The sequence below is a fragment of the Bacillus sp. FSL K6-1000 genome (assembly GCF_038630785.1).
Classification (GTDB): domain Bacteria; phylum Bacillota; class Bacilli; order Bacillales; family Bacillaceae; genus Bacillus; species Bacillus safensis.
In genome coordinates this window covers 1,729,021-1,751,090 of record NZ_CP152042.1, presented here as the reverse complement: position 1 = coordinate 1,751,090, position 22,070 = coordinate 1,729,021, and the positions used below count along the sequence as shown (strand labels likewise).

The following is a 22,070-nucleotide window of genomic DNA, read 5'->3' as shown; positions in this document are numbered from 1 at the left end:
GTCAGCCTATGTATAATATACTCCAATTGACGAAAAAAAACCATTCGCCGCGACTGTAGAAAACGATTTCAAAAGCCTGTAAAGCCGCCAAACAATGATGAGAACATGATGATAATCCATGTCAGAAGATCAAAGAACAGCAAAATCCCTACCACAATCATAATGATTCCGCCAATTCGCATGATAAGCTGCTGACGCTTTTTGATCCACCCCATTTTCGTAATGAAAAAGGAGAGAATAAAAAACGGGACGGCAAATCCAAATATATACGCAATCATATACATGACAGCCGACTCAGGATTGTTACTCGCCAGTGTGATGACAGCGGATAAAATAGGGCCAGTACAAGGTGTCCATCCAGCGGCAAAGCCCATTCCGATGAGAATGGATCCAAAAAAACCAGCAGGACGATTTTTGAACTGTATTCTCTTTTCACCCATGAGGAAAGAGGGCTTGAATACACCAAGAGTCATAAAACCAAAGAAAATAATAAGGATGGCTCCAATTTGACGAATCGCTTGATGATAATCATTAAAAAACTTCCCGACAAACGATGTCCCAAACCCAATCGCAATAAATATAATAGAGAAACCAACTAAAAAGAATAATGTATGAAGCAGACTTCTCCTTCTCAGCATCACCTTCTCGGATTTCACTTCATCTATACTAACGCCCGTAATATACGATAAAAACGCTGGATAAAGCGGAAGACAGCACGGTGAAATAAAAGAAAGAAATCCTGCTCCAAATGCTAAAAAGTAATTCAAATCTGTCAAAAGAACACCCCCTTCTTACAAATATACAATAAGAGATGACAAAATCATTTCATTTTTTTTACATCACCTCAATAAAGATGGTCTATTCTCTTAAAACCTTATATAATTTAATTTGACATCAAGATAATGAATCCTTTAAATTTGAAAATAAACCTTAAAATGGATATAATAGAATCGATTCTTTTTATCAAGATTTGCATGAAAGGAACATGACTTTGGTAAAAACATCATTATTAACTCAAATCGAAGAAAAAAGAGAAGAGCTGATGAAAGTTGTCTTGCATAATGGGATGACATCAACAGTGACCATCGAACATAGCCAGCAGCTAGATCATCTCCTCTTACAATATCAACGACACTTACACTCAAACTCAGCCAACTAATTATACTTCATGATATCAAACATGCCGCACCATTGTAGAACAGTTGATATGTGTGACCATAAAAGAAACGAAAACCTCTGTCATAGGGGTTTTTTGTTTTTTTACATGCTGTTTGACGCCATAATAAAAACCACCTTCCCTGCTTCATTCATGCAAGTACAGTGGTTTTAAGCGTCTGATGAAGGTGAATTGAATAAAGAAAGGACAACGCTTGTCCATTCTTTATAACCATGTTCCATCTATGATCATAATATCGTACGTATTATTTCGCTTGGTTGTTCATGGCTTTCATCATTTGATTGATTTTCTTCTGGGACGGTTTCATGCCCATTTGCATCATCATCATTCGAAGCATTTGTTCATTAATCGGTGGATTCTTTTTCAAATAGCTCATCATATACTTACGAGCAATAAAGAATCCGAGTGCAACTCCTGCAAGCAGTGCAACAACGCCTACAAGGATGACAACCCATAAATCCATAATTCTTCCTCCTTCATGTTGTCTCGTATAAAGTGTACTAAACAAAAGGCTATTATACAACATTTCACGTTCAATTTTATTTTTTTAAACAAAATTCCTCACTTTTACTGGATTAAGCCACCCGTGCTTCTTTGAACTAAAGTCCATCGCAAGAAAACAAGGGCTGATTTTTCTCAGCACTTCAAAAAACACCGCTTCTGCCTCATAACTGCCAGTCGCAGACATTTGAATATACCGGTCTTTAATAATAAATGCTGCGGTTCCTTTTCCATCTGGTAAGGAAGCGCTGTAAATCGAGCCTATTTGTGTGTAGTGAATGTTCGTTAAGTTATTCATGAGACGCTGGTGCATATGAAAAGCAGGGATTCGTTTCGTCACATAATCCACTTGCTTCACAAGCATAACTAACTCATCGTCAGTGCGATTCGTCCAGTGTAACGACTCAAACAAATGAAACAAAATAGATTCCCTGCCAAAATAGTGATGTGCAAATTCATCCTCAATCCAATAAATATAATAATGGCGTTCCATGTCTATCCCTTCCTTTCACATTTCGTCAATCTCGTTTATTGCTTGTATTATACAAAAATGTGAAAGAAAGAATTGTCTATATATGAAGCGAGAAGAAACTAGTTTTGTCAAAAAAACAAGAAAAAAGAAAAAAGTTTGCAGAGCGGATGAAAAAGCTCTGCAAACAGATAGCAAAAAAGCATGATGCTTGGAGTTCGTTTATTTATTCAGCTTCGCTTTCACACGGCTGACTACATTGCTGACAGTAAATCCATATTTCTCGATAATGGTTTCACCTGGTGCAGAAGCGCCAAATTTATCAATTGCAATCACGTCACCGTCAAGGCCAGTGTAACGCTCCCAGCCAAGTGAAGCACCCATTTCAATCGCAATACGTGCACGTACTGCTTTAGGAAGAACGGATTCTTTGTATTCATCTGACTGCTGATCGAAGCGATCCCATGCAGGAAGGCTGACAACAGATGCGCGGATACCCTCTTTTTCAAGTGCCTTTTGCGCTTCAATGGCTAAACCAACCTCAGATCCTGAAGCGAGTAGAAGTGCTTCTGGCTGTGCATCAGCTGCTTCAACCACAACGTATCCACCCTTTTCTACTCCCTCATATGCCTTCTCTGGTGCCTGGTCAATCGTTGGAAGGTTTTGACGAGTAAGAACTAGTGCAGTCGGTTTATCCGTTGAAGATACAGCTAGTTTCCACGCTGCAGCTGTTTCATTTCCATCTGCTGGGCGAATAACGGAAAGGTTAGGCATCGCACGCAGTGAAGCAAGCTGTTCAACCGGTTCATGTGTTGGACCATCTTCACCAACAGCGATACTATCATGAGTAAAGACGTATGTGACTGGAAGTCCCATTAAGGCAGCAAGACGAATCGCTGGTCTTAAGTAATCTGAGAAAACAAAGAACGTTCCGCCGAATACACGAAGACCGCCGTGAAGTGCCATACCGTTGAGCGCCGCACCCATTGCAAATTCTCTCACACCGAACCAAATGTTTTTGCCGGCATAATTATTTTTTCCGAAATCATCCGTGTTTTTAATCGTTGTTTTGTTTGATCCTGCAAGGTCAGCAGACCCGCCAATAAAGAAAGGTACTTGCTTTGCAATGCCATTTAACACTTCGCCTGAAGAAGCGCGGGAGGCAAGGCTTGAACCTGCTTCATAAACAGGAACCTCTTGGTCCCAATTTTCAGGAAGCTTTCCTTCAATCGCAAGCTTCAGCTGTGCTGCCAGCTCTGGATATTCTTTTTCGTATTGCGCAAACAGCTCATTCCAAGCTGCTTCTTTTTTCTGACCAGCGTCTTTGACAGCTTCTTTGAAATGATCGTACACTTCAGAAGGTACATGGAAATCTTCTTCAAACGTCCAAGAGTAAGCATCCTTCGTCAGCTTAGCTTCCTCGCTGCCAAGAGGTGCACCATGCACACCAGACGTTCCCGCACGGTTTGGCGAACCGAAACCGATTGTTGTTTTCACTTCGATTAAAGTAGGTCTGTCTGTGCTTTGTTTCGCCTTTTCAATAGCAGCTGTTACTTCTTCGATGTTGTTGCCGTCTTTCACGTAAAGAACTTCCCAGTTCATCGCTTCAAAACGATTCTTCACATTTTCAGAGAATGAACGATCTAAGTCGCCATCTAAAGAAATGTCATTTGAATCGTAAAGAACGATTAAACGGCCTAAGCCTAAATGACCAGCAAGTGAAGCAGCCTCAGAGGAAATCCCCTCCATTAAGTCTCCATCTCCGCAAATGCTGTATGTATAGTGATCTACAACCTGAAAGTTGTCTTTGTTATACGTTTCCGCAAGATGTCTTTCTGCAAGTGCCATCCCTACTGCCATAGCAATACCCTGGCCTAAAGGACCTGTTGTGGCATCTACGCCTTCTGTGTGTCCAAATTCAGGATGTCCAGGTGTTTTGCTTCCCCATTGGCGGAATTGTTTTAGATCATCGATGCTCAGATTGTATCCGCTTAAATGAAGCATGCTGTATAGAAGCATAGAACCATGTCCCGCAGATAAAACAAAGCGGTCTCTGTTAAACCAATTTGGATTTTGCGGACTTACGTTTAAGTGATTCGTCCATAAAGCGTACGCCATTGGTGCAGCACCCATCGGCATTCCTGGGTGACCGGAATTCGCTTTTTCAATTGCGTCTATGGAGAGAGTACGTATTGTTGCAATAGATTTCAATTCAATCGTTTCCATATAAATCCCCTTCCGTATCTTGTGTACACCATTATCATAAATCTACTGTCCTTTTTTCACAACTATTTCACGCTGAAAAAGAAGGATTTTGTCACATTTAGTTTATCGATCACCTAAAAAGTTATGCAAATATGAAAAAAGACGAGAATAATCTTCCCATCTTTTCAAAATTCAAGAAATCACAGCTTAATGAAGGTTCTGATCTTTTTCTCTTTTTAATTTTTCTGGTGTGACATCGTTTCCTTCAGGATCAACGATCTTGACAGTTTTAAGTGTATTTTTCATAGAAGAACGAAAAGCTTTCAAATACTCTTCTCTCAACTGCTTTTGTTCTGTTTTTTCAGCGTCTGATAAACCGGTCTCTTTCGACTTTTTTGAAAGCTCATTTATTCTTGCAAGCTGTTCTTTAGAAATCATGACAAACTCCTTTAAAGCATTTTCTCTACATACTACTAAATATCAATCATTTTGACAACAAATCACGCTTTAGGTGGTAAGGTCTTTTTCATATTCTTGATACCTTCTATGCACCGTTGCTTTTGAAATGTCAAAACCTAATGCCTGAAGAGTTGCGGCAATTTCGGCGAATGTCATATTGTTTTTTCTTAATCGAACAATTTCTGAAATCGGCACTTCAATACGCTCACGGCCAGGTGCATGGTCCTGCTGCCTTAAATTCAGTTCAGGCTGATATCCGCGCTCAACTGCCCTTTTCATTCCCCGCTTGATTTTCAGGTTATGAATTTTCCGTTGGTATTCTTCGACGACTCCTACAATCTCAATGACCATTTCATCTGCTTCTGAAAGCTCAAGCTCTCCTCTATGAAACACGCTGTATACCTTTACGTTCTCTTTAAATAAACAATGAAGAAGTGCAATTTTTGCTTGTCCTCTTCCAAGACGAGTTTCATCCTGGATCAAAACGGCATCGATTGACTCTTCCTTCAGTGCAGCAAGCATTTCAAACACACCTTCACGATCTAAATCATATCCACTTGCTTTTTCTTTGATGACTTTGACCACATTCATCGTGTGCATGGCAGCTAACGCCAGCAGTTCTTCTTCTTGTCTTTTCAACGAGGTTTCCTGCTCTTCTTTGACAGTGCTTACTCTCGCATAAATGATTGCGTTCATGTCTAAAATCGACCTTTCTACTGTACTGTTGCAAGCTGATATACGACTGGATGCTCTTTTTTGACGGGTATAACAAGAATGTCGCCAGGCTGGATTTCAGTTGAAGCAAGATCATTGTGTTCGGTAACCCAATCAATAAATGCATTTTTGTCGATTGATTTGCTATCGTTTACTTGATCAGCTAACCCCCAAAGAGTATCACCTGATTGAACCTCTATTTTAACATACTGATTTGTATCATTATGGCTTGTGACTGCAATAAGTGAGAGAAATATGCCAACGATGAATGAGAATACCCCAATAAAAATAATAGATTCTTTTAACCTCATAATGTCATCTCTCCTAATAGAATATGTGTTCGCTCTTTCTGTCACTCATTATAAATACGAACAAACGTTTCTGTCAAACGTTTTTTCGAACCTATGTTTGTACTGTTAGGAAAAACATGCTATAATTTCTTTAAAATTGACGTTTTGAGGTGCAAAAGATGACGAAGCTATCAAAAAGACAACTCGATATCCTGAAATTCATCAAAGATGAAGTAAAAAGCAAGGGTTATCCCCCATCCGTCCGTGAAATTGGAGAAGCTGTCGGTCTAGCATCTAGTTCAACGGTCCATGGACATTTAGCTAGACTAGAAACAAAGGGCTTAATTAGAAGAGACCCGACAAAACCTAGAGCGATCGAAGTACTAGATGAAGAGGAAATGAATATTCCAAAGAGCGCAGTAATGAACGTTCCAGTCATCGGAAAAGTAACGGCCGGCCTTCCTATCACCGCTGTTGAAAATGTAGAAGAATACTTCCCTCTTCCAGAGACTTTTGCAGCACCAGATGAACAAGTGTTTATGCTTGAAATTATGGGAGAAAGTATGATTGATGCAGGTATTTTGGACAAGGACTATGTCATTGTGCGTCAGCAAAGCACCGCTAACAATGGTGATATTGTGGTCGCCATGACAGAGGAAGATGAAGCGACAGTGAAACGCTTTTATAAAGAAGATACACACTTTAGATTACAGCCAGAGAACCCATCAATGGAACCGATTATTTTACAGAATGTGAGTATACTAGGTAAAGTGATTGGCGTATTTCGAAATATTCATTAAAAAAAGCCGGTATTTCATCAGCTGCTGATGAGAACCGGCTTTTTTTTATGCACAAGAATAGGCAAGAATACTTGAACTTGGGAAGGAACCAAATGTAAAGTTCGGCCATATAAAACCAGTTGTTCGGCCAAAAGGCTGTGAGGAAAGAACGAACATTAAAAATACTTGACCGTTTCTCAAAAACACAATTGTCCATCTTCTATTACATCCCGCTGCAAATTGTACAGTTTGATGACCTCCGCCAACACCGTGCCCAGATATAAGCGACTGCATACTCTGTGGCTGCGAGAGTGCTTGCTGATACTGCGAAATGATATGCTGCGGCGGTGCCGGCGGTGCAGATTGTCCGCCTGAACCTTGCCCTGGCCAAGTACCTCCTCCGATCGGAAACCCAGGAAACCCTCCACCTTGAGGAATACCAACAGATGGAAATCCTTGCATCTGCCTATCATATGAGTACCCATTCCACACACCTTCATACGGATGATACATAATAAACACCACTTTCTTTAGACATTCATCACGACAGTATATGTCATAAATAAAAAAGTGTGTTAAACGTCTAAATAGAAATTTTTCCAAAAGACGTTTCGTTCTTCTTTAGAACGGTTAAATAATCATTAAGAAGAAAAATAAAAAAAAATGAAAACTTTTTGTCTCCCTCAAACGTTATATAATTAGAAACAAAAGAAATAAAAAAACATTTAGATTTAATACTTGTAATATCACTGTAATTATTGTAACATTTGTAACATAAGAAGTTTTCATTGAGAAAAGGAGGCAATTGCCTTGAAAAAATTATTTGTTTTATTAACTGCTATTATGCTTATGATCTCATTACAAACTACAACATTGGCCGCTTCCAAGAAATCAGCCGCTTTGACAAATAAAGAAGCGTTACATATTGCCCTTGATGCAAGAGAACACTTTTGGAGTGCAATGTCAGGCTACAAAATTAAAGAACATTCTAATTACAAATTAAAATCATTTACCTATAAAGATATGACATACAACTATCTTTCTAAAACATTTGATACAAAGAAAAAATTAAACAGCTACCTATCTCAAGTGTTCACTCAAGATGCCATCAAACATGGTTTAAAAGATTATCAGTTTATTGTTCATAAAGGCAAAATGGCTGTTCCAGTCGGTGACGGAGATAACATGCTCAATTGGGAAAAAGCCACACCTAAACTTGTTTCTAAGAAACAAACAGTCCGCACATATGAATTTACTGTCCCAACACTTGATGGACGCAAAGTAAAACGAACTGTTACGTACGAAAAAGTACAAAAAGATTGGAAAGTCACACAAATTGACGCTGTCATCTAAATAAAAAACCAGGCCTCTCATCGGCCTGGTTTTTATATTGGAGAAAATTCAGTCATGCGGTCCAGCGCGTGAGCAAGTGATGATGCCGTGCGAAATTCATTAAAAGGAAGCCCGAGCTGTACTGCTGTTTGAGCAATTTCTGGTCTAATTCCTGAAATGGTCGTCTCTACTCCAATTAACCGAAGTGATGTGACAAGATCAAAGATTTGATGAGCCACCATTGTATCAATAATGACAACACCAGATAGATCAATACATAAATGCTGAACCCCTTTTTGCGAGCACTGTTTTAGCGTATTTTCTAAAATAATCTTTGCTCTCGCTGTGTCAATATCACCTACTAAAGGCAACAACGCAATCTGGCTTTTTAAAACAATCACCGGTGAACTCAATTCATAAATCATATCTCTTTGAGCCACAAGCTTCTTCGTTGTATTTTTCACATATTGCTGGATAAACACATGGATTGATATATTAAACGCTTCGGAAATCAAATCATACCAATAAAAAATGCGGTCAATATCAATGTCACCTTGACGCTGTTTAATAAATTCTTTTAAGTAATGCAGAACGACTCTTTGATTAGACATGTATTCTCTTACGACATAATCTAATGGTGTATTTAAATGCTTCGGATCACTGGCTAAATCCTCAGACCATTTTTTAAATTCAGTATGTAAATATGTCTTGTCTTCAATAATAGCTCGTATAAAGTGCTGGTAATAATCTTGATTTTGCCGTTTTAGCTCTGCAATGATGCTGGAATCTGTTGAACGATATATCGATTCTGGATCATCGTCCTCAATTGATTCATACCATGTTTCAGTCAGCTTCTCTGCATGCTGCATAAAAAAATCGTATAATGCACGGTTCTTATCCATAAGCAAATGTCCCTTCACATTTTCTTCTTGTCAGTCTTTGTACCTTATAGATTGATTGTACCACTGAATCTTTTTTCCCTGCCAGCTCGGATACGCTCTGCCATAAACAAAAAAGGCACCCGCTCGAGGGGTGCCTTTTCCTCAGATTTATTTCACAATGAATAATATTCTTTTCCCATCAGGAAATCCGCTGATTTGGTGCCCGACCCATGAGCCTGCTCCCCTATTATCAGATGGACTGACATATTGAACGCTTGCGCCTTTTCCTCCCTCAAGACAAACCGCCATCGGCCATTCATCCCGGTCAAATCCAGGTTTTGTCGGAATCCCTTTTAATGATTCTTGCCTGCGGGCATCTGCTCCATTCCTGTCAATGGTACACACATCTGAATGCCCTTTTCGAATGGCTTCTTGAATATGACTGCCTGTTTCAGGGTACCTTTCCTTTGGAAATTGAACGACATGATCATATCGATCAGCCCCTTTTGCTGCCTGCTTCTCTCCAAATCCACCTAACAACATGCCCATCCATATCACAAAACATAAAGCGACAGCAGCGATCCAGCCTCTTTTCATCTTCAAAAGCGCGTGACCTCCTCATCCATCTCAAGCATGATTTTGACTTAAAGGAAATGTGACATTTTAATGTATGAGTGGTTCGCGAATGACATGTGAAAAAATTGATGTAGCTCTCAATCTCAAATCCACAGGTTAAAAAAATGAATCCTCTATTAAATGAATTCATACAAAAAAGCTTGTCCCCTATGAAGGAAACAAGCTCTATTTTTTATTGCGCTTTCGCATAGTTTATAAACTCAACAAAGGCAGCTGTCGCTTTTGGACCGCCATTCATCGTTCCGTTTGAATACCCAGCGTTATGAACTCCAACGATTTGCTGGTTCTGATCTAGCATCGCAGAACCTGAATTTCCGCTGAATGTATCAATCGTATAGTATGCTAGATTCGTATCTTCTCTCGTCACAGGACCTGACATCTCCCATTGTGACACCTTGCCAGTCGATCTCATTTTATCACCAGGATATCCTGAGATTTTAATGGTTGTCCCAGTCAAGTTTGTCACCTGGCGGATGGATCGGTAGCCGACCGTATTGCCAATATTCGTATCGGTTTTGATTACGGCAAAGTCATATTGACTTGCACCAGTATTAATATACCCGCTTGGCACATAGAACTCAGTCATTTTTGCCGAACCGTTCACCGCAGTACTATCATTCATACCTGGATATACGGTTCCTTTTTCACTATAGCTTCTCGATGCCGTATTGTACACGCAGTGTCCGTTTGTCAAAATTTTATTAGGAGCAATGAGTGTCCCTGTACAGCTGGAGCCGCCAAATGTAATATAAGCAATCGAATTGTATGGTGCTATTCTTGTATTTGCTACTTTGGTTCTACCATCGTCTCCAATGACGACTTTTGTTTGAAAATCTTTTAAATATTTTGATAGTGGTTTTACTTTTTCGCCAACAGTAGAAGAAAGATCATCCACTTTGTCAAAGGATGAGGGGGCTTTCGTATCATTGTGGAAATCACTTGAAGAAATCACTTTTCCATCAGAAGTCACCATGTCATAATCAGACGTTAGTACTGAATCCGATGCGGCATGGGCAAAACTAGGCACACTTAAAGCACCAAAAACGAGAAGAGAAGGGAGTAACATTTTCACCTTTTTCATCATATTCCTCCTTTATGTCCTATATCAAAAATCATACGATTGTTTCATATTGGAGTAAATGAGAGAATATTCTTATTTTTTACAAAATATTTCATATTTAAATTAGGTGTTTTGTAACTTCCCAACCTTCATTCTATCGATCTCTTTCTATGTGAACAGAAAAAAACCGCCTAATTGGCGGTCTTTCCTCTTTGTCAGCTCCACACATCTTTTACATATCTATTGTCATTTGCAAGGGCTGTCAGCCAATTTTCAGCTGTTTCCTTCGAGCATTGTTTCTCGTTTTGATAGAGATCGATTAGTGTAGCCTCTACATCTGGGGCCATGACTTTTCCGTCTCCGCACACGTAAAGGTAGGCACCTTGATCAAGCAATTCGATGAGCATGCCGCCTTCTTCTTTCAACAAATGCTGGACATATACTTTTTGCTCATCGTAACGAGAATAAGCACGATGGATATGGATAACTCCGTTTTGCGCGGCAAGCTGCATTTCATCAAAATATAGATCATCTTCCTCAGGGTGACGGCAGCCAAAATATAAGTGGGCTTCGCCTAGCTGCTTCCCTTCCTTCTGCCACACTTCTCTTGCCTGAACAAATCCTCTAAATGGAGCAATTCCTGTACCTGGTCCAATCATGATCATCGGCACTTCTGATGAAAGAGGCAGCTGGAATCCATCTTGCGCTTCATGCAGGAAGCAGGCTACTTCTTCTCCTTCTTTTAGACCACATAAATAGGTTGAGGCAACTCCGGCATATTCTCCTCTACCGCTCCACGCTTTATCTTTTACAACTGCTACTGTGATACTGACTTTTTCTTCATCTACCTTAGGCGAGCTAGAGATCGAATAATAACGCGGTTTCAAACCTGGTAAAAGCGCCAAAAAGTGTACAAACGGCAGCTCGCACGCTTCATATTGATCTAATAAATCCAGCATGGTTACTCGTTTCTTTAAAATGGCTTCTTGATATGCTTCTCCAGCCATTTGTTCAAGCTCCACGCGGTGAGGCGGACATACCGTATGTGCTGCGAGCTCTCTTAGCTGTGTACGTGTCGCAGGCTCTTGAAGCTCAACATGTGAGGCGAGTAATTCTTTGATTGGAATCGGCTGTTCTAATGGTAAATGACTTGCCTCTTTCTCAGATGAAAGCTTGATATGCTGCTCTGGATTTAGTTTAAAGCGGCGGGTCACACGCTCAACGAGTGCATCACTATTTTTCGGTACAATCCCAATATGATCTCCTTCTTTGTATGCTTTTCCAGCTGGCAATTTCAGTTCAATATGTCTTGTCTGCCTCGTGCTTTTTTCTGATTGTAATTCTTCATTTTTCAATACAACAGCTGAAAAGGCATCATATATTTTGGCTACAGGACGCTCCACTAGCTCATTCGTATAAGCAACTGATAGGTTTGGTTTTTCCTTCCCCTTTTCTTGGAAGGTGAGCTTAAATTCTTTTGCAAGCTGTTCAAAGACAGTTTTCTGGAAAATTTCTTTATCCTCATCCATATCACCACCTGCATCACCTTCTCCTAAATCAGCTACACGTTTGGCACCTTTTCTTTCAAGGGCCTCATCAATCAGACGGGGGATCCGCTGGTACGTGCTCGCCCAGTTTCGATCTCCGCATCCAAAGACCGCAAATGTCACGTTTGATAAATCCTGCTCCTCATCCTGCGCCAGCCAATCCACAAATTGCTTCGCATTGTCAGGCGGATATCCGTTGTATGAAGCGGTCACGATGAGGACAGCGCCTGTATCTGGCAATTGGCGTGTATATTCATCAAGCGGCGCAGTGGTCACATCGAATCCTTTTGCTTTCCCGTCTTCCGCCAATTCGTTCGCTATTTGCTTTGCTGTGCCAAGATTCGATCCGTACAAAACTAGCAGCGGTGTACCGTGACTCGGCACTTTTGACTCACTAGATTGGTTGCTTTTCTTCGGTTCTTCTTTCGGTGGTGCCATAAAGAATTGTTGCTTCCTTGGCCGCACCTTGATTTTGAAATCGTTTGGTTTAATCGTCAGAGATTCTTTTAAATCAAGCTCATAAGATGTGTGATCAATTAACTCTAAATTATGCAGAACCATCGCGAGAACCATCGTAGCTTCATGCAGGGCAAACTGCATACCGATACATGCACGCTGTCCATTCCCAAAAGGCTTGTAAGCATGCTGCGGGATTTTCTCAGGATGCGTAAACCGCTCTGGTTTAAATTCTTCAGCATCCTCGCCCCATACCGCTGGATCACGGTGTAATTTAGGGAGCAGAACAGAGACACTTTGATTCTTGTGAATCGGATATTTTCCCCCGATTACTGTGTCCTCTTTCGCATAAAGAGAGAATGTAGGCGCCGTAGGCCAGAGGCGAAGGGCTTCATTTAACACCATACGAGTGTAGCTTAGCTTTTGCACTTGTTTAAATGTCGGCAATCCGCCTTGCAGCACCTCATCTGCTTCTTGGACAGCTTTCTTTAATTTCTCTGGATTCTTTAATAAGAAATAAATCGCAAAGGATAGCAGTCCGCTTGTTGTTTCGTGCCCTGCAATTAAGAAGGTGATGATTTGATAACGGATATTTTCATCAGATAAACGTTCACCTGTTTCAGGGTCCTCTGCATGCAGCATAAGTGACAGTAAATCATCGCCTGTTTTATCTTGTTTTCTTCGTTCCTGTATAATGTCATCTACTAATCGCTTCATAAAATCGACATGCTGATCAAATTCTTTTCGTCTTTTGATCATGAGTTTATCGGCAATCGGCAATCGGCTCGACTGCTCCATTGCTTCATTTAAGCCTTTCAGCATGCTCTCTATAAATGGATGCTGGTTTTCTTTATAAAAGCTGTTAAAGCGAAAATCAAAACCGCAAAGGCCGATCGTATCTAAAGTCAGCTTTGTCATATCCTCAGCTACTTCAATTTCTTCATCGCGGCCTGTTCTTTGCCATTTTTGTACAACCTGTGTCGCAATATCGAGCATCATCTCATGATAGCCCTTCATGGCCTGCTGGCTGAATGCTGGCATCAAGATTTGATGAGCCTTTCTCCAGTTCGGTTCTTCTGTCCAGCTCGTAAATAACCCATCTCCTGCAAAGGCTCTTACTTTACTGAGACTAGTCCCAATAAATTTATCAAAACGGCTCTCATCAAATACTTCTTTGACAAGCTCATGGCTGGAAACAAAAATACTTGTTGCATTTGAAAATTCAAACTGAAAAATCGGTCCTAATTCATCTGCCAGCCGCCAAAAGGTTTGAGAAAGCTCCCCCTTTTTTATATGGGGAATATTTTTAAAAGGTCCGTATGTTTTTGGTTTTGGAATGATTGATGTTTGCTTCATATGCCCACTCCCTTTATCTCTTTATGATGCAACGCTGATGGCGCGCCATAAACATTGCTCAATCTCCTCTAAAAATTCAATTGTTGGCTCTATTTCTTCTGCAAGAATTTGTTTATGCAGCTGCACAAAAGCACCAAATACAATCGATAAAATGGTTCTGCCAGAGAGGTTTGGATGAATTCCATCCTTTTTCCCTTCTTCAAAGATAAGGAACAGCTCATGTAACAAATGCTGCATTTTCTCTTTGCTCGTTTCGTCTAAGTAATGGGACCGTTTATCAATCTCTAAAAAATACAGCCCGCTTGGATTCTCCTTTGTAAACAAAACCAAGCAATAAAATACATGCTTAAAGTACGCCCGAATACTTACCTTTGGATCTGGACTGTTTGTGTTCATTTTTTCGATAAATGCTGAGAGGCTGCGCTGGTACAAAATATTGACGAGTGCCTCCTTGCTGTCGAAATAACGGTAAATGGTGCCCGCTCCGACGTTTGCTCTTTTTGAAATCATCGGCATTGTGGTGCCATCAAAGCCTCGTTCTATAAATAGTTCCAGCGAAGCTTTCATGATCTGTTCTTGTTTATCAGTCACTGCTGGCATTTCATCCCCTCCTTTTGAAATATAGGAATGAACGTTCATTCCGCAAACGGTATATTATATTAATATTTCAATTTCATCTATTTATACTTAAACACACTTATTTTACTCCGTCACCACATTTTCTGAAAATAATAATAATTGAGAAATGATACCTAGTCAGATGACATCCAAAGGACTTATAAAGATTGTCAAATGTGTGTCATGCAGGTGTCATCAGCACTACACATTCATTCCTGATCGATTGGTGACTGAATGTGGTCGTCATATGTATCAATATATAAGCTTCCATTACTTGAACGGACAGCATACACAATGTCCTTTAAGGACAGCTGCCTTTTTTTAAGCTCTTCTTCTATCCATTGCTCTGTTAAATGATTTTCATGTATGTTTTTTTGGATGAGTTTCCCGTCCATGATGACTTCAATCGGCATGTAACGCTCTGCCTTCATGAATAATTGAAGGTCCTTCCGTGTGACATTTTCAAACGAAGGGTATTTTTTCACTGACATATGCCCATCTGTTTCAATCATGGCAAATTCAACTTCACTAATGTCAAAGATGTCTTTTTCTCTCAGCTGCTGATTTAAATAATCAAGGGTATATCTCATTCCCTTCATATTTCCTTCAAGAATTTTCCCATTTTGTATGACAAGAGTTGGTTTACCAGCCATCAGCCCTCTCATCTTCCGGCTTCTTAATGCAATCAGGGAAATCACATAAATAATCATGACAAGTGACACAAAGGAAATCGTTGTGTGCTGTAGCGGCAGCGTTGTATTAAACGCCAGGTTTGCAGCAATTGAACCTAAGCTGATGGCTGCTATAAAATCAAAAATATTCATTTGCGCAATGGTTTGTTTCCCTAAAAGACGTGCTCCTCCAAATAAAATCGCAAAAGCAAACATTGTCCGAAGAATCACTTCAATATGTTCAGACATGCAAGTGTCCACCTTTCATTTGCATCAAAAAAAGCCTTTTCCTTAGAAAAGACTCTTTGTTAGACTATGCATTTATTTCATCATTATTCAATTGGGCAGTACTGCTATGTTCAAATTGTGATCGTAGTTCAATAATTGAGCTATTCCTCACATGATCTGCTTCTTGCTCAAGAAGCCACGTATAGAACTTAGCTTGCTCCGCTGTTTGCAAAGCATGCATATATTTTTGCGAGGAACGCTTCTCTGCAACGCGCTGCTTGATCCCGCGCATCTGCTTCCAGAATTGATAATAAGGGAGCTTGAGTTTGGTCATAAAGCCGCGAGCGTCCTCAATGACATATCCCTCTTCTTCAATTGTGTCATCATGAGAGACCGCTTGATACCATTTATAAAAAGACGTCCAATCATGGAAAACAGCCACTTCCTGCTTGCTGGATATTCCCAGCTGCTTTCTTAATCTTTTCACTTCAGCGAATGGTGCTTTTTCGTAGCTTAACTGCCGCTTCACTATATCGAGTAAAATGAGTTGATCTTGTTCATATGTGATAATATGCGGATCTTTTTCTGGCAAAATGACTTCAAACACCAGAGATACATGCTGGTCACGGACGTATGATTTGATGTAGTCAGCTTGCACGTCATCGAAGGTCTTATAAAATAGCTCTTCGACCCAGGAAGCATGCTGATTTTGTTTCACATGTGATGTATACGATTTGGACGTAAACACCAATTCATCTTCCATTTCGTTATACCCAACAGTTCCTAAGTATCCATTTGCTTTATCATATACGGTGACAGGGAATTGTAGATGGTTCACTAAATGCTGCATTCTTGTCTCTGGACGCTCATCAATGTTAAAAAATTTATTGTAGCTTCTAGAAACAATCTGCTTAGAAACCATGTTGACAAACAAACCTCTTGCCTTCACATTCACATCATCCCACTGCCGCTCACTAAAAGCCTTTTTCGTAAAATTAAAAGATGAAATATGGTGCGGAAGCTTTAATTCCTGTACATATTCATGCTGATCTAAATGGGCTAAAAAATCATCCAGTGAAATATCTGGCTGAACAGCAGCTGATTGTTTTTTCTCAGAAGCTCTGTAGACTGGATTGTCAATTTCATGAGTCTTAATCCCTTCAGCCGTGATTTTCAACACCCGCAGCTGCCCCCCAAATTCAACCTGACCTTCTAGGTTATAAGATCTTTCCGCTGCGTGAATTGGCAGTCTGTATAAATTGCGATGACCGTGAATTTGGATGACATCCAGCCCAGCCGTGTTTTGAACAAACAAGTGATCAATGTCATCTGAATATTCTCCTACGCCGTGAATGAGCTGCTGTGTTGAGACATGCAGAAGCTCTTCTGGCAAATGAGCAAGCCCCCCGTGGGTAACAAGAAATGTCTGATTATGGTACGTAAAATAAGTAAGCTGATGAAAGGTTCTAACAAACTTTCGTACTTCTTTTAAATCAAAATCTGCTGCTTCAAGTTCAGGCGCAGTATGCCTGTTAAACATATTGCTCCTGACTTTTTCACCATGTGCAAACCGGTATAAATGCTGATCATGATTGCCTTCAATGACGATGACATTCCGGCATTCTCTATGGGCAAGCATCCATTCTAATACTTCTTTGTTTTCTATTCCTCTATCAAGAAGGTCACCTGCAAAGATATAAAGTTCGTTTTCTTTGATATCTCCTTGCAAATAAGTGGTAAGTGCGGTGTAACAACCGTGAATATCCCCGAAAACATGAATGGCCTCATATTGATCAAAGGATCGAGGCTGATAGGTCATCACTTGCGGATATTCCTCCGGCTTCAAAACAGTCACCCATGACGGGACCTTTTCTGTTTTTAACCGCTCGTTCATTTGATACAAAACAGATTCACGCACCACTTTGTGAGATTCACGTGAGCGATTTTGTAAAAGAGCGGTCTCAAGGGGCACCTGCGTGAAATCGACGACATACACCCTATAACGATACGATGTTGCTAAAGACTTATATTGAGAAATTGATTTGCTTGAAATATGTGTCGCATCAATCACAGTAAAGTCTCCGCGCTCCATACGGGCTGTGAGTAGATCGAATAATAAAGACCAAACTTTGTGGTCATGCTTGCTTGAAATGTCTAGTTTCCCATTGACTGATAGCTGCGGCGGCTGGGTTAACAGCCGGATTTGATCCGCTGATAAAGTGTAAGGCTCTAAGCCTTGTTCTTTGATCCATGTTGATTTACCTACGCCTGGGAGACCTCGTAAAAGGACTAAAGTTCTCATATTGGTTCTCCTTTAATGAGTGATATTTTACCTATTATAGATAAATTATGGATAAATCTCAATCTTTTATTGATTATGGTAATATATAGATAGAAAAGGAGGTTTTACGTATGTTTAATGGAGAGAATATGGCATTCAACATGGGAGATCTTCTATTTCAAGTGTTCTCTCTTCTATTCATTGCCTTTATTGTGACAATCATTGTCCTCGCATTTCGAATGATTAGAAGAAAACGGATGGAATTGAAAAAAATCGAGGCAAGATTAAACAAAGTGATTGAAAAAAACGATCTAAAAGAGTAAAAAATCCGGGCGTTAACCGGATTTTTTTGTTTTCATCACGATTCCTTGACGCTGCTGCATCAAAAAGAAAAAGACACCTAAAAGAACAAGCAGACCGCCAAGCATTTGGAGCAGCGTGACTTTCTCTCCAAGCAGCCATACAGCAAGGATCGTTGCCCCAACAGGCTCTCCTAGTATACTCATTGAAATAGTTGTCGCATTAACATAAGTTAAAAGCCAATTATTAATGACATGAGACATAGTGGGAATGATAGCGAGCAATAAAAAGATTCCCCACTCTTTAGCCGGATAACCTATAAAAGGGGTTTGCTGAAGCAGATTGAATAAAATTAAAAAAAGACCAGCAAAACCAAATACACAAAAACTATAAATCCAATGAGATATTTTTCTTACAGCCTGTTGACCTATTAACAAGTAACAAACAACAGCGATCACACTCAAAAAGGATAAAATATCTCCTAAGATGGCTTCCTTGCTATGACCAATATCTCCCCAGCCTATCATGAGGGCACCAACAATCGCTGCACACATCGTCAATAGAGCAGACATCGTCGTTCGTTCACGGAAAATGAGGAATCCGCCTAATAAGGACACCATCGGTTGTAGAGCGATAATAATGGTAGAGCTTGCCACTGTCGTCAGCTTCAGTGAGCCAAACCACAGCACAAAATGGAGGCCTAAAAAGAAGCCTGACATACATAAGAAAAACCAGTCTCTGCGTTTTATTGAGAGAAATTCTTTTTTTCTTGGCAGGATAAATGGCAGCATGAAAGCCGCCGCAAAGATCATTCGATACATACTTAAAATAGCAGCAGGTGCATTTGACCATTTCACAATGATTGCAGAAAACGAAATAGCAATAATCGAAATCACAAGTGGCAATGCAATTGATTTCGTTTGAGCAGTTGTCTTGATTTCCATTAGCAGCTTCCTTTACATCAGCAGTAGATGAGCAGTTCATCTTATATGTCGTCATCTTACTATGTCCATTCACCTAGTGGCAAGATGATTTTTTAAAACTGGCGTCAACTTGTTGGATGAAAAAAAGCTTTCATTACGAAAGCCTTCATTCATCATCTATTAACAGATAAATGGCCTGAACTGGACCATGGACCGCTACCACTAAATTCATTTCAATATCGGCAGAATTACTTGGACCTGATATGAAATGGATGGCACCTTTCGCCTGCTCCCCCTCTTCTACTGAGCGATTAAGAGCCGAAACAGCCTGAATCATTCGCGGAATAATCGAGCTTTTCTCTATACACACGATATACATCATTGGCAAAAAATGCAGCGCTCTCCCTTGACCTTGATGGGATGAAAGGACAACTGTACCTGATTCTGCAAGGGTATAATCACTGAACACAACTGCATATTTCGCTTGTTCTGCCTGCCTTATGTTTTCTTCTCTTGATAGATCTGTATTCCAGCAGGCGATGGAAATCCCATCTCGTTGCAAGCTGTCAAACATAGGGCTGAAACCATATTGTTCAAAGCGATGATCACACGATGTCATCACAGCACCCTCACCATATTCTGTCATCAACAATCGTAATACCGAGGGCGCTTTCTCCGGTGTTGTTTCGACTACTCTTGTATGAATTTGCTGACATTGCTTTTTCAATTGCTCGACTAATTCATCTTTAGACAAACTTCCGTTTGTATCCCACTGGACTTGATGCTTCCATGCCGGCCGTTGAATAGAGGCAGATGGGGAAGAGTTTTTGCCTAATTGATGCTGGATATGAGATAAAAACGACTCTCGGTGAGAAATGGTCCCCTTCATCGCTGCTCCTCCTTTTGTCTCTTCTTAAACCAATCCCTGAATCTTTCTTTACTTGGAGCTGGCAGGTCACGAATATCTGTCCAATTCTTTAAAGGACCTATTCCTTTTGAAATTTGTCCATTTGTCGCCATACGATTCATCAATGCAGGGGCTGCTTTTGTTCCAAATTGATACATCCCGGGAGACGCTGCCCCCATGCCAAACATTTTCATCGCCAGCATTTCAGCTTTAGGCGCTCTGCCCTCTTTTTCTACGATCACCTGTCTATGTTTAATCAATAACTCATGAAGTGGAATTTTCACTGGACAAGCATCCGTGCAGGCTGCGCACAGACTTGATGCAAAGGGGAGCTCCTTGTAGTCATCATAGCCGCCAAGAAGCGGTGAAAGAACAGCTCCGATTGGCCCTGGATAAATCGAACCGTACGAATGTCCGCCAACATGCCGGTAAACAGGGCATACATTGATGCAGGCTGCGCACCGGATACATTGGAGAACAGACTGAAAGGCCGTTCCTAATATATTTGACCGCCCATTGTCCACAATGACCAAGTGAAATTCTTCTGGTCCATCCACTTCACCTTCTCCTTTTGGTCCCACTACAGAAATATAACTAGTTAATTTCTGGCCGACTGCGCTTCTGCACAAAAGACCCACAAGGACATCCAGTTCCTCCATCGTTGGAACAAGCCGCTCCATTCCCATAACGGCAATATGCGTCTTCGGTATAGCCGTGACAAGATCTGCATTCCCTTCATTTGTTACAAGGCAAATGGACCCTGTGTTGGCCACTGCAAAATTACAGCCGGTCACACCAATATCAGCTTCTAGGAATTTTTCACGTAAGATGGCTCTTACAAAACTCGTCATATCTTCAGGTGTTTCTGACATCTCATACCCTAGCTTCTCATGAAATACTTCCCGTATTTGCTCTTTCGTCATATGAAGAGCAGGTGCCACAATATGTGAAGGCGGTTCATGGTCATCCACTTGCAGAATATATTCACCAAGATCGCTTTCTACCACCTCACAGCCGACCTCTTCAAGCGCTTGATTCATCTCGATTTCTTCTGTGACCATTGATTTTGATTTGACGACCTTTTTGGCTGCTTTTTTCTGTGCCACCTCTTGAATATATGCTGATGCCTCTTCCTTTGTTTTTGCAAAAAAGACATGGCCTCCTCGTGCACTTACACTTTCACTTAATTGATATAAGTAGTCATCAAGATGCGTCAGCGTATGCTGCCGGATTTCCTCACCAAGCTCACGCCACTTTTCCCAATTGCCAAGCTCCTCACTTGCAGTCAGCCGCCTTTTATACAGACGTTCCTGTGCTGAGGAGACAGCACCTCTCATGACAGCGTCTTCTAAACCTTTCCCGATCCGTTCTTTAAAGGCCTTTTCTCCAATTTTCATACTCATGTGCTGTTCCTCCTCTTAAAGTCCGCGGCTGTTTAATACTTCTGCGATGTGCATCACTTGGATGGGTTTATCAAGACGGTTCAGCCTCCCGCCAATATTCAGCAGGCAGCCGCAGTCAGCACCAATGATATAATCAGCGCCTGTCTCCTCTATGCTTTGTACTTTTTCGTCAACCATCTGCTCAGAAATAGGGGTCATTTTCACTGAAAAGGTTCCTCCAAATCCGCAGCAATTTTCTGCGCGGGGCAATGGTCTCATCGTCAAATCTTTGACATTTGACAACAGCGTAAAAGGCGCCTCCTTAATACGCAGCAGTCTCGTCATATGACAGGAGGTGTGATAGGCTGCGTTCCCTTTCAGGCTTGCCCCTACATCTGTCACGTGTAATATATCAACAATAAACTCTGTTAATTCATATGTTTTTGCGGCAAGTGCCTCAGCTTTGGCCGACCACACTCGGTCTTCTTTTAAAAGATGAGGATATTCTAAAAACATCGCCTTACACGAACCTGATGGTGTCACAACATATTCAGCTGACTCAAAGGCTTTGATCATGTTTTTCGCTGCTTTGATTGTCTCCTTTGTATAGCCGCTGTTAAAGGCTGGCTGTCCGCAGCACACTTGTGCTTCTGGAAATTCCACTTCAACACCGAGTCTTTCCAATACTTCCACTGTCGCCTTTCCTACATTTGGCTGCATCGTGTCGACTAAACAAGTAACGAATAAATGGACTTTCATCGGCGAACTTCCTTTCTATTGCTGCATTTTGATTCATCATTCTGATTATCTGATGATTAAATAACAGGCCTTAATTTCATTTTAATCCCAAATTTCTGAAATTTCAACGAAGTGATTTGTCAAAAATTTGTACTTATGG

Annotated in this window: 23 protein-coding genes; 4 read left to right on the top strand and 19 right to left on the bottom strand. The window is 40.7% G+C overall.

The features are described 5' to 3' along the window. Positions 1–68: 68 nt before the first annotated feature. Positions 69–776: a cytochrome c biogenesis protein CcdA gene (locus MHI46_RS08865; protein ID WP_044335365.1), complete on the bottom strand. Its 708-nt coding sequence runs from the start codon at positions 774–776 to the stop codon at positions 69–71. A 215-nt stretch (positions 777–991) separates the two neighbouring features. On the opposite strand from MHI46_RS08865, the gene MHI46_RS08860 reads away from it, so the two are divergent. Continuing rightward, complete coding sequence (locus MHI46_RS08860) at positions 992–1,159, top strand: aspartyl-phosphate phosphatase Spo0E family protein (protein WP_008343814.1); 168 nt, start codon at positions 992–994, stop codon at positions 1,157–1,159. 262 nt (positions 1,160–1,421) lie between these two features. On the opposite strand, the gene MHI46_RS08855 is transcribed toward MHI46_RS08860, so the two are convergent. From MHI46_RS08855 to yneA, 6 genes are all read right to left on the bottom strand, one after another. Beyond that, the gene (locus tag MHI46_RS08855) at positions 1,422–1,640 is read right to left on the bottom strand and encodes a YneF family protein (RefSeq protein ID WP_003212379.1); all 219 of its coding nucleotides are present in this window, start codon (positions 1,638–1,640) and stop codon (positions 1,422–1,424) included. Between the two features lie 84 nt (positions 1,641–1,724). Next, complete coding sequence (gene sirA / locus MHI46_RS08850; RefSeq protein ID WP_024425134.1) at positions 1,725–2,171, bottom strand: sporulation inhibitor of replication protein SirA; 447 nt, start codon at positions 2,169–2,171, stop codon at positions 1,725–1,727. Between the two features lie 198 nt (positions 2,172–2,369). Next, positions 2,370–4,373 (bottom strand): transketolase, encoded by a 2,004-nt coding sequence (gene tkt / locus MHI46_RS08845; protein ID WP_039178912.1) that lies wholly within the window; start codon positions 4,371–4,373, stop codon positions 2,370–2,372. Positions 4,374–4,559: 186 nt separating this feature from the next. Beyond that, positions 4,560–4,790 (bottom strand): DUF896 domain-containing protein, encoded by a 231-nt coding sequence (locus MHI46_RS08840; RefSeq protein ID WP_024425132.1) that lies wholly within the window; start codon positions 4,788–4,790, stop codon positions 4,560–4,562. Between the two features lie 69 nt (positions 4,791–4,859). Then, positions 4,860–5,507, bottom strand: a complete 648-nt coding sequence (locus tag MHI46_RS08835) for a recombinase family protein (protein WP_342503226.1) — start codon at positions 5,505–5,507, stop codon at positions 4,860–4,862. 17 nt (positions 5,508–5,524) lie between these two features. Next, the gene (gene yneA / locus MHI46_RS08830; protein ID WP_034283425.1) at positions 5,525–5,836 is read right to left on the bottom strand and encodes a cell division suppressor protein YneA; all 312 of its coding nucleotides are present in this window, start codon (positions 5,834–5,836) and stop codon (positions 5,525–5,527) included. Between the two features lie 158 nt (positions 5,837–5,994). On the opposite strand from yneA, the gene lexA reads away from it, so the two are divergent. Beyond that, on the top strand, positions 5,995–6,615 hold the full coding sequence (gene lexA / locus MHI46_RS08825; RefSeq protein WP_024425129.1) for a transcriptional repressor LexA: 621 nt from the start codon (positions 5,995–5,997) through the stop codon (positions 6,613–6,615). 45 nt (positions 6,616–6,660) lie between these two features. On the opposite strand, the gene MHI46_RS08820 is transcribed toward lexA, so the two are convergent. Beyond that, the gene (locus tag MHI46_RS08820; RefSeq protein ID WP_039178904.1) at positions 6,661–7,107 is read right to left on the bottom strand and encodes a hypothetical protein; all 447 of its coding nucleotides are present in this window, start codon (positions 7,105–7,107) and stop codon (positions 6,661–6,663) included. Between the two features lie 297 nt (positions 7,108–7,404). Here MHI46_RS08820 and MHI46_RS08815 point away from each other — a divergent pair, with 297 nt between their 5' ends. Next, the gene (locus MHI46_RS08815) at positions 7,405–7,947 is read left to right on the top strand and encodes an IseA DL-endopeptidase inhibitor family protein (protein WP_039178902.1); all 543 of its coding nucleotides are present in this window, start codon (positions 7,405–7,407) and stop codon (positions 7,945–7,947) included. A 32-nt stretch (positions 7,948–7,979) separates the two neighbouring features. On the opposite strand, the gene MHI46_RS08810 is transcribed toward MHI46_RS08815, so the two are convergent. From MHI46_RS08810 to MHI46_RS08780, 7 genes are all read right to left on the bottom strand, one after another. Next, positions 7,980–8,828, bottom strand: coding sequence for an STAS domain-containing protein (locus MHI46_RS08810; RefSeq protein ID WP_039178899.1), 849 nt, complete (start codon positions 8,826–8,828; stop codon positions 7,980–7,982). 147 nt (positions 8,829–8,975) lie between these two features. Then, positions 8,976–9,356, bottom strand: coding sequence for a NucA/NucB deoxyribonuclease domain-containing protein (locus MHI46_RS08805; protein WP_228280000.1), 381 nt, complete (start codon positions 9,354–9,356; stop codon positions 8,976–8,978). Positions 9,357–9,615: 259 nt separating this feature from the next. After that, complete coding sequence (locus MHI46_RS08800) at positions 9,616–10,524, bottom strand: trypsin-like serine protease (RefSeq protein ID WP_144491261.1); 909 nt, start codon at positions 10,522–10,524, stop codon at positions 9,616–9,618. 194 nt (positions 10,525–10,718) lie between these two features. Next, the gene (locus MHI46_RS08795; RefSeq protein ID WP_260775973.1) at positions 10,719–13,862 is read right to left on the bottom strand and encodes a bifunctional cytochrome P450/NADPH--P450 reductase; all 3,144 of its coding nucleotides are present in this window, start codon (positions 13,860–13,862) and stop codon (positions 10,719–10,721) included. 21 nt (positions 13,863–13,883) lie between these two features. After that, the gene (locus tag MHI46_RS08790) at positions 13,884–14,462 is read right to left on the bottom strand and encodes a TetR/AcrR family transcriptional regulator (protein WP_039178892.1); all 579 of its coding nucleotides are present in this window, start codon (positions 14,460–14,462) and stop codon (positions 13,884–13,886) included. A 227-nt stretch (positions 14,463–14,689) separates the two neighbouring features. After that, positions 14,690–15,400, bottom strand: a complete 711-nt coding sequence (locus MHI46_RS08785) for a DUF421 domain-containing protein (RefSeq protein ID WP_039178889.1) — start codon at positions 15,398–15,400, stop codon at positions 14,690–14,692. A 64-nt stretch (positions 15,401–15,464) separates the two neighbouring features. Continuing rightward, positions 15,465–17,681: an RNA ligase gene (locus tag MHI46_RS08780; protein ID WP_251180781.1), complete on the bottom strand. Its 2,217-nt coding sequence runs from the start codon at positions 17,679–17,681 to the stop codon at positions 15,465–15,467. Positions 17,682–17,791: 110 nt separating this feature from the next. On the opposite strand from MHI46_RS08780, the gene MHI46_RS08775 reads away from it, so the two are divergent. Further along, entirely contained in the window at positions 17,792–17,983 is a 192-nt protein-coding gene (locus tag MHI46_RS08775; protein WP_039178883.1) for a TIGR00366 family protein, read from the top strand. A gap of 12 nt (positions 17,984–17,995) precedes the next feature. Here MHI46_RS08775 and MHI46_RS08770 read toward each other — a convergent pair whose 3' ends face one another. From MHI46_RS08770 to MHI46_RS08755, 4 genes are all read right to left on the bottom strand, one after another. Further along, positions 17,996–18,904 (bottom strand): DMT family transporter, encoded by a 909-nt coding sequence (locus tag MHI46_RS08770; RefSeq protein WP_039178879.1) that lies wholly within the window; start codon positions 18,902–18,904, stop codon positions 17,996–17,998. A 145-nt stretch (positions 18,905–19,049) separates the two neighbouring features. Further along, entirely contained in the window at positions 19,050–19,772 is a 723-nt protein-coding gene (locus MHI46_RS08765; protein ID WP_342503225.1) for a lactate utilization protein C, read from the bottom strand. Next, complete coding sequence (locus tag MHI46_RS08760; protein ID WP_342503224.1) at positions 19,769–21,193, bottom strand: LutB/LldF family L-lactate oxidation iron-sulfur protein; 1,425 nt, start codon at positions 21,191–21,193, stop codon at positions 19,769–19,771. The genes MHI46_RS08765 and MHI46_RS08760 overlap by 4 nt, the downstream gene beginning before the upstream one ends. A gap of 15 nt (positions 21,194–21,208) precedes the next feature. Continuing rightward, positions 21,209–21,931, bottom strand: a complete 723-nt coding sequence (locus MHI46_RS08755; RefSeq protein WP_058838693.1) for a (Fe-S)-binding protein — start codon at positions 21,929–21,931, stop codon at positions 21,209–21,211. Positions 21,932–22,070: the final 139 nt, after the last annotated feature.

What these genes read in the sequence shown, in the direction of transcription:
- MHI46_RS08855 (WP_003212379.1), bottom strand. Translation starts at nt 1,640, where the DNA reads ATGGATTTATGGGTTGTCATCCTTGTAGGCGTTGTTGCACTGCTTGCA.
- sirA (WP_024425134.1), bottom strand. Translation starts at nt 2,171, where the DNA reads ATGGAACGCCATTATTATATTTATTGGATTGAGGATGAATTTGCACAT.
- tkt (WP_039178912.1), bottom strand. Translation starts at nt 4,373, where the DNA reads ATGGAAACGATTGAATTGAAATCTATTGCAACAATACGTACTCTCTCC.
- MHI46_RS08840 (WP_024425132.1), bottom strand. Translation starts at nt 4,790, where the DNA reads ATGATTTCTAAAGAACAGCTTGCAAGAATAAATGAGCTTTCAAAAAAG.
- MHI46_RS08835 (WP_342503226.1), bottom strand. Translation starts at nt 5,507, where the DNA reads ATGAACGCAATCATTTATGCGAGAGTAAGCACTGTCAAAGAAGAGCAG.
- yneA (WP_034283425.1), bottom strand. Translation starts at nt 5,836, where the DNA reads ATGAGGTTAAAAGAATCTATTATTTTTATTGGGGTATTCTCATTCATC.
- lexA (WP_024425129.1), top strand. Translation starts at nt 5,995, where the DNA reads ATGACGAAGCTATCAAAAAGACAACTCGATATCCTGAAATTCATCAAA.
- MHI46_RS08820 (WP_039178904.1), bottom strand. Translation starts at nt 7,107, where the DNA reads ATGTATCATCCGTATGAAGGTGTGTGGAATGGGTACTCATATGATAGG.
- MHI46_RS08810 (WP_039178899.1), bottom strand. Translation starts at nt 8,828, where the DNA reads ATGGATAAGAACCGTGCATTATACGATTTTTTTATGCAGCATGCAGAG.
- MHI46_RS08805 (WP_228280000.1), bottom strand. Translation starts at nt 9,356, where the DNA reads ATGGGCATGTTGTTAGGTGGATTTGGAGAGAAGCAGGCAGCAAAAGGG.
- MHI46_RS08800 (WP_144491261.1), bottom strand. Translation starts at nt 10,524, where the DNA reads ATGAAAAAGGTGAAAATGTTACTCCCTTCTCTTCTCGTTTTTGGTGCT.
- MHI46_RS08795 (WP_260775973.1), bottom strand. Translation starts at nt 13,862, where the DNA reads ATGAAGCAAACATCAATCATTCCAAAACCAAAAACATACGGACCTTTT.
- MHI46_RS08790 (WP_039178892.1), bottom strand. Translation starts at nt 14,462, where the DNA reads ATGCCAGCAGTGACTGATAAACAAGAACAGATCATGAAAGCTTCGCTG.
- MHI46_RS08785 (WP_039178889.1), bottom strand. Translation starts at nt 15,400, where the DNA reads ATGTCTGAACATATTGAAGTGATTCTTCGGACAATGTTTGCTTTTGCG.
- MHI46_RS08780 (WP_251180781.1), bottom strand. Translation starts at nt 17,681, where the DNA reads ATGAGAACTTTAGTCCTTTTACGAGGTCTCCCAGGCGTAGGTAAATCA.
- MHI46_RS08775 (WP_039178883.1), top strand. Translation starts at nt 17,792, where the DNA reads ATGTTTAATGGAGAGAATATGGCATTCAACATGGGAGATCTTCTATTT.
- MHI46_RS08770 (WP_039178879.1), bottom strand. Translation starts at nt 18,904, where the DNA reads ATGGAAATCAAGACAACTGCTCAAACGAAATCAATTGCATTGCCACTT.
- MHI46_RS08765 (WP_342503225.1), bottom strand. Translation starts at nt 19,772, where the DNA reads ATGAAGGGGACCATTTCTCACCGAGAGTCGTTTTTATCTCATATCCAG.
- MHI46_RS08760 (WP_342503224.1), bottom strand. Translation starts at nt 21,193, where the DNA reads ATGAGTATGAAAATTGGAGAAAAGGCCTTTAAAGAACGGATCGGGAAA.
- MHI46_RS08755 (WP_058838693.1), bottom strand. Translation starts at nt 21,931, where the DNA reads ATGAAAGTCCATTTATTCGTTACTTGTTTAGTCGACACGATGCAGCCA.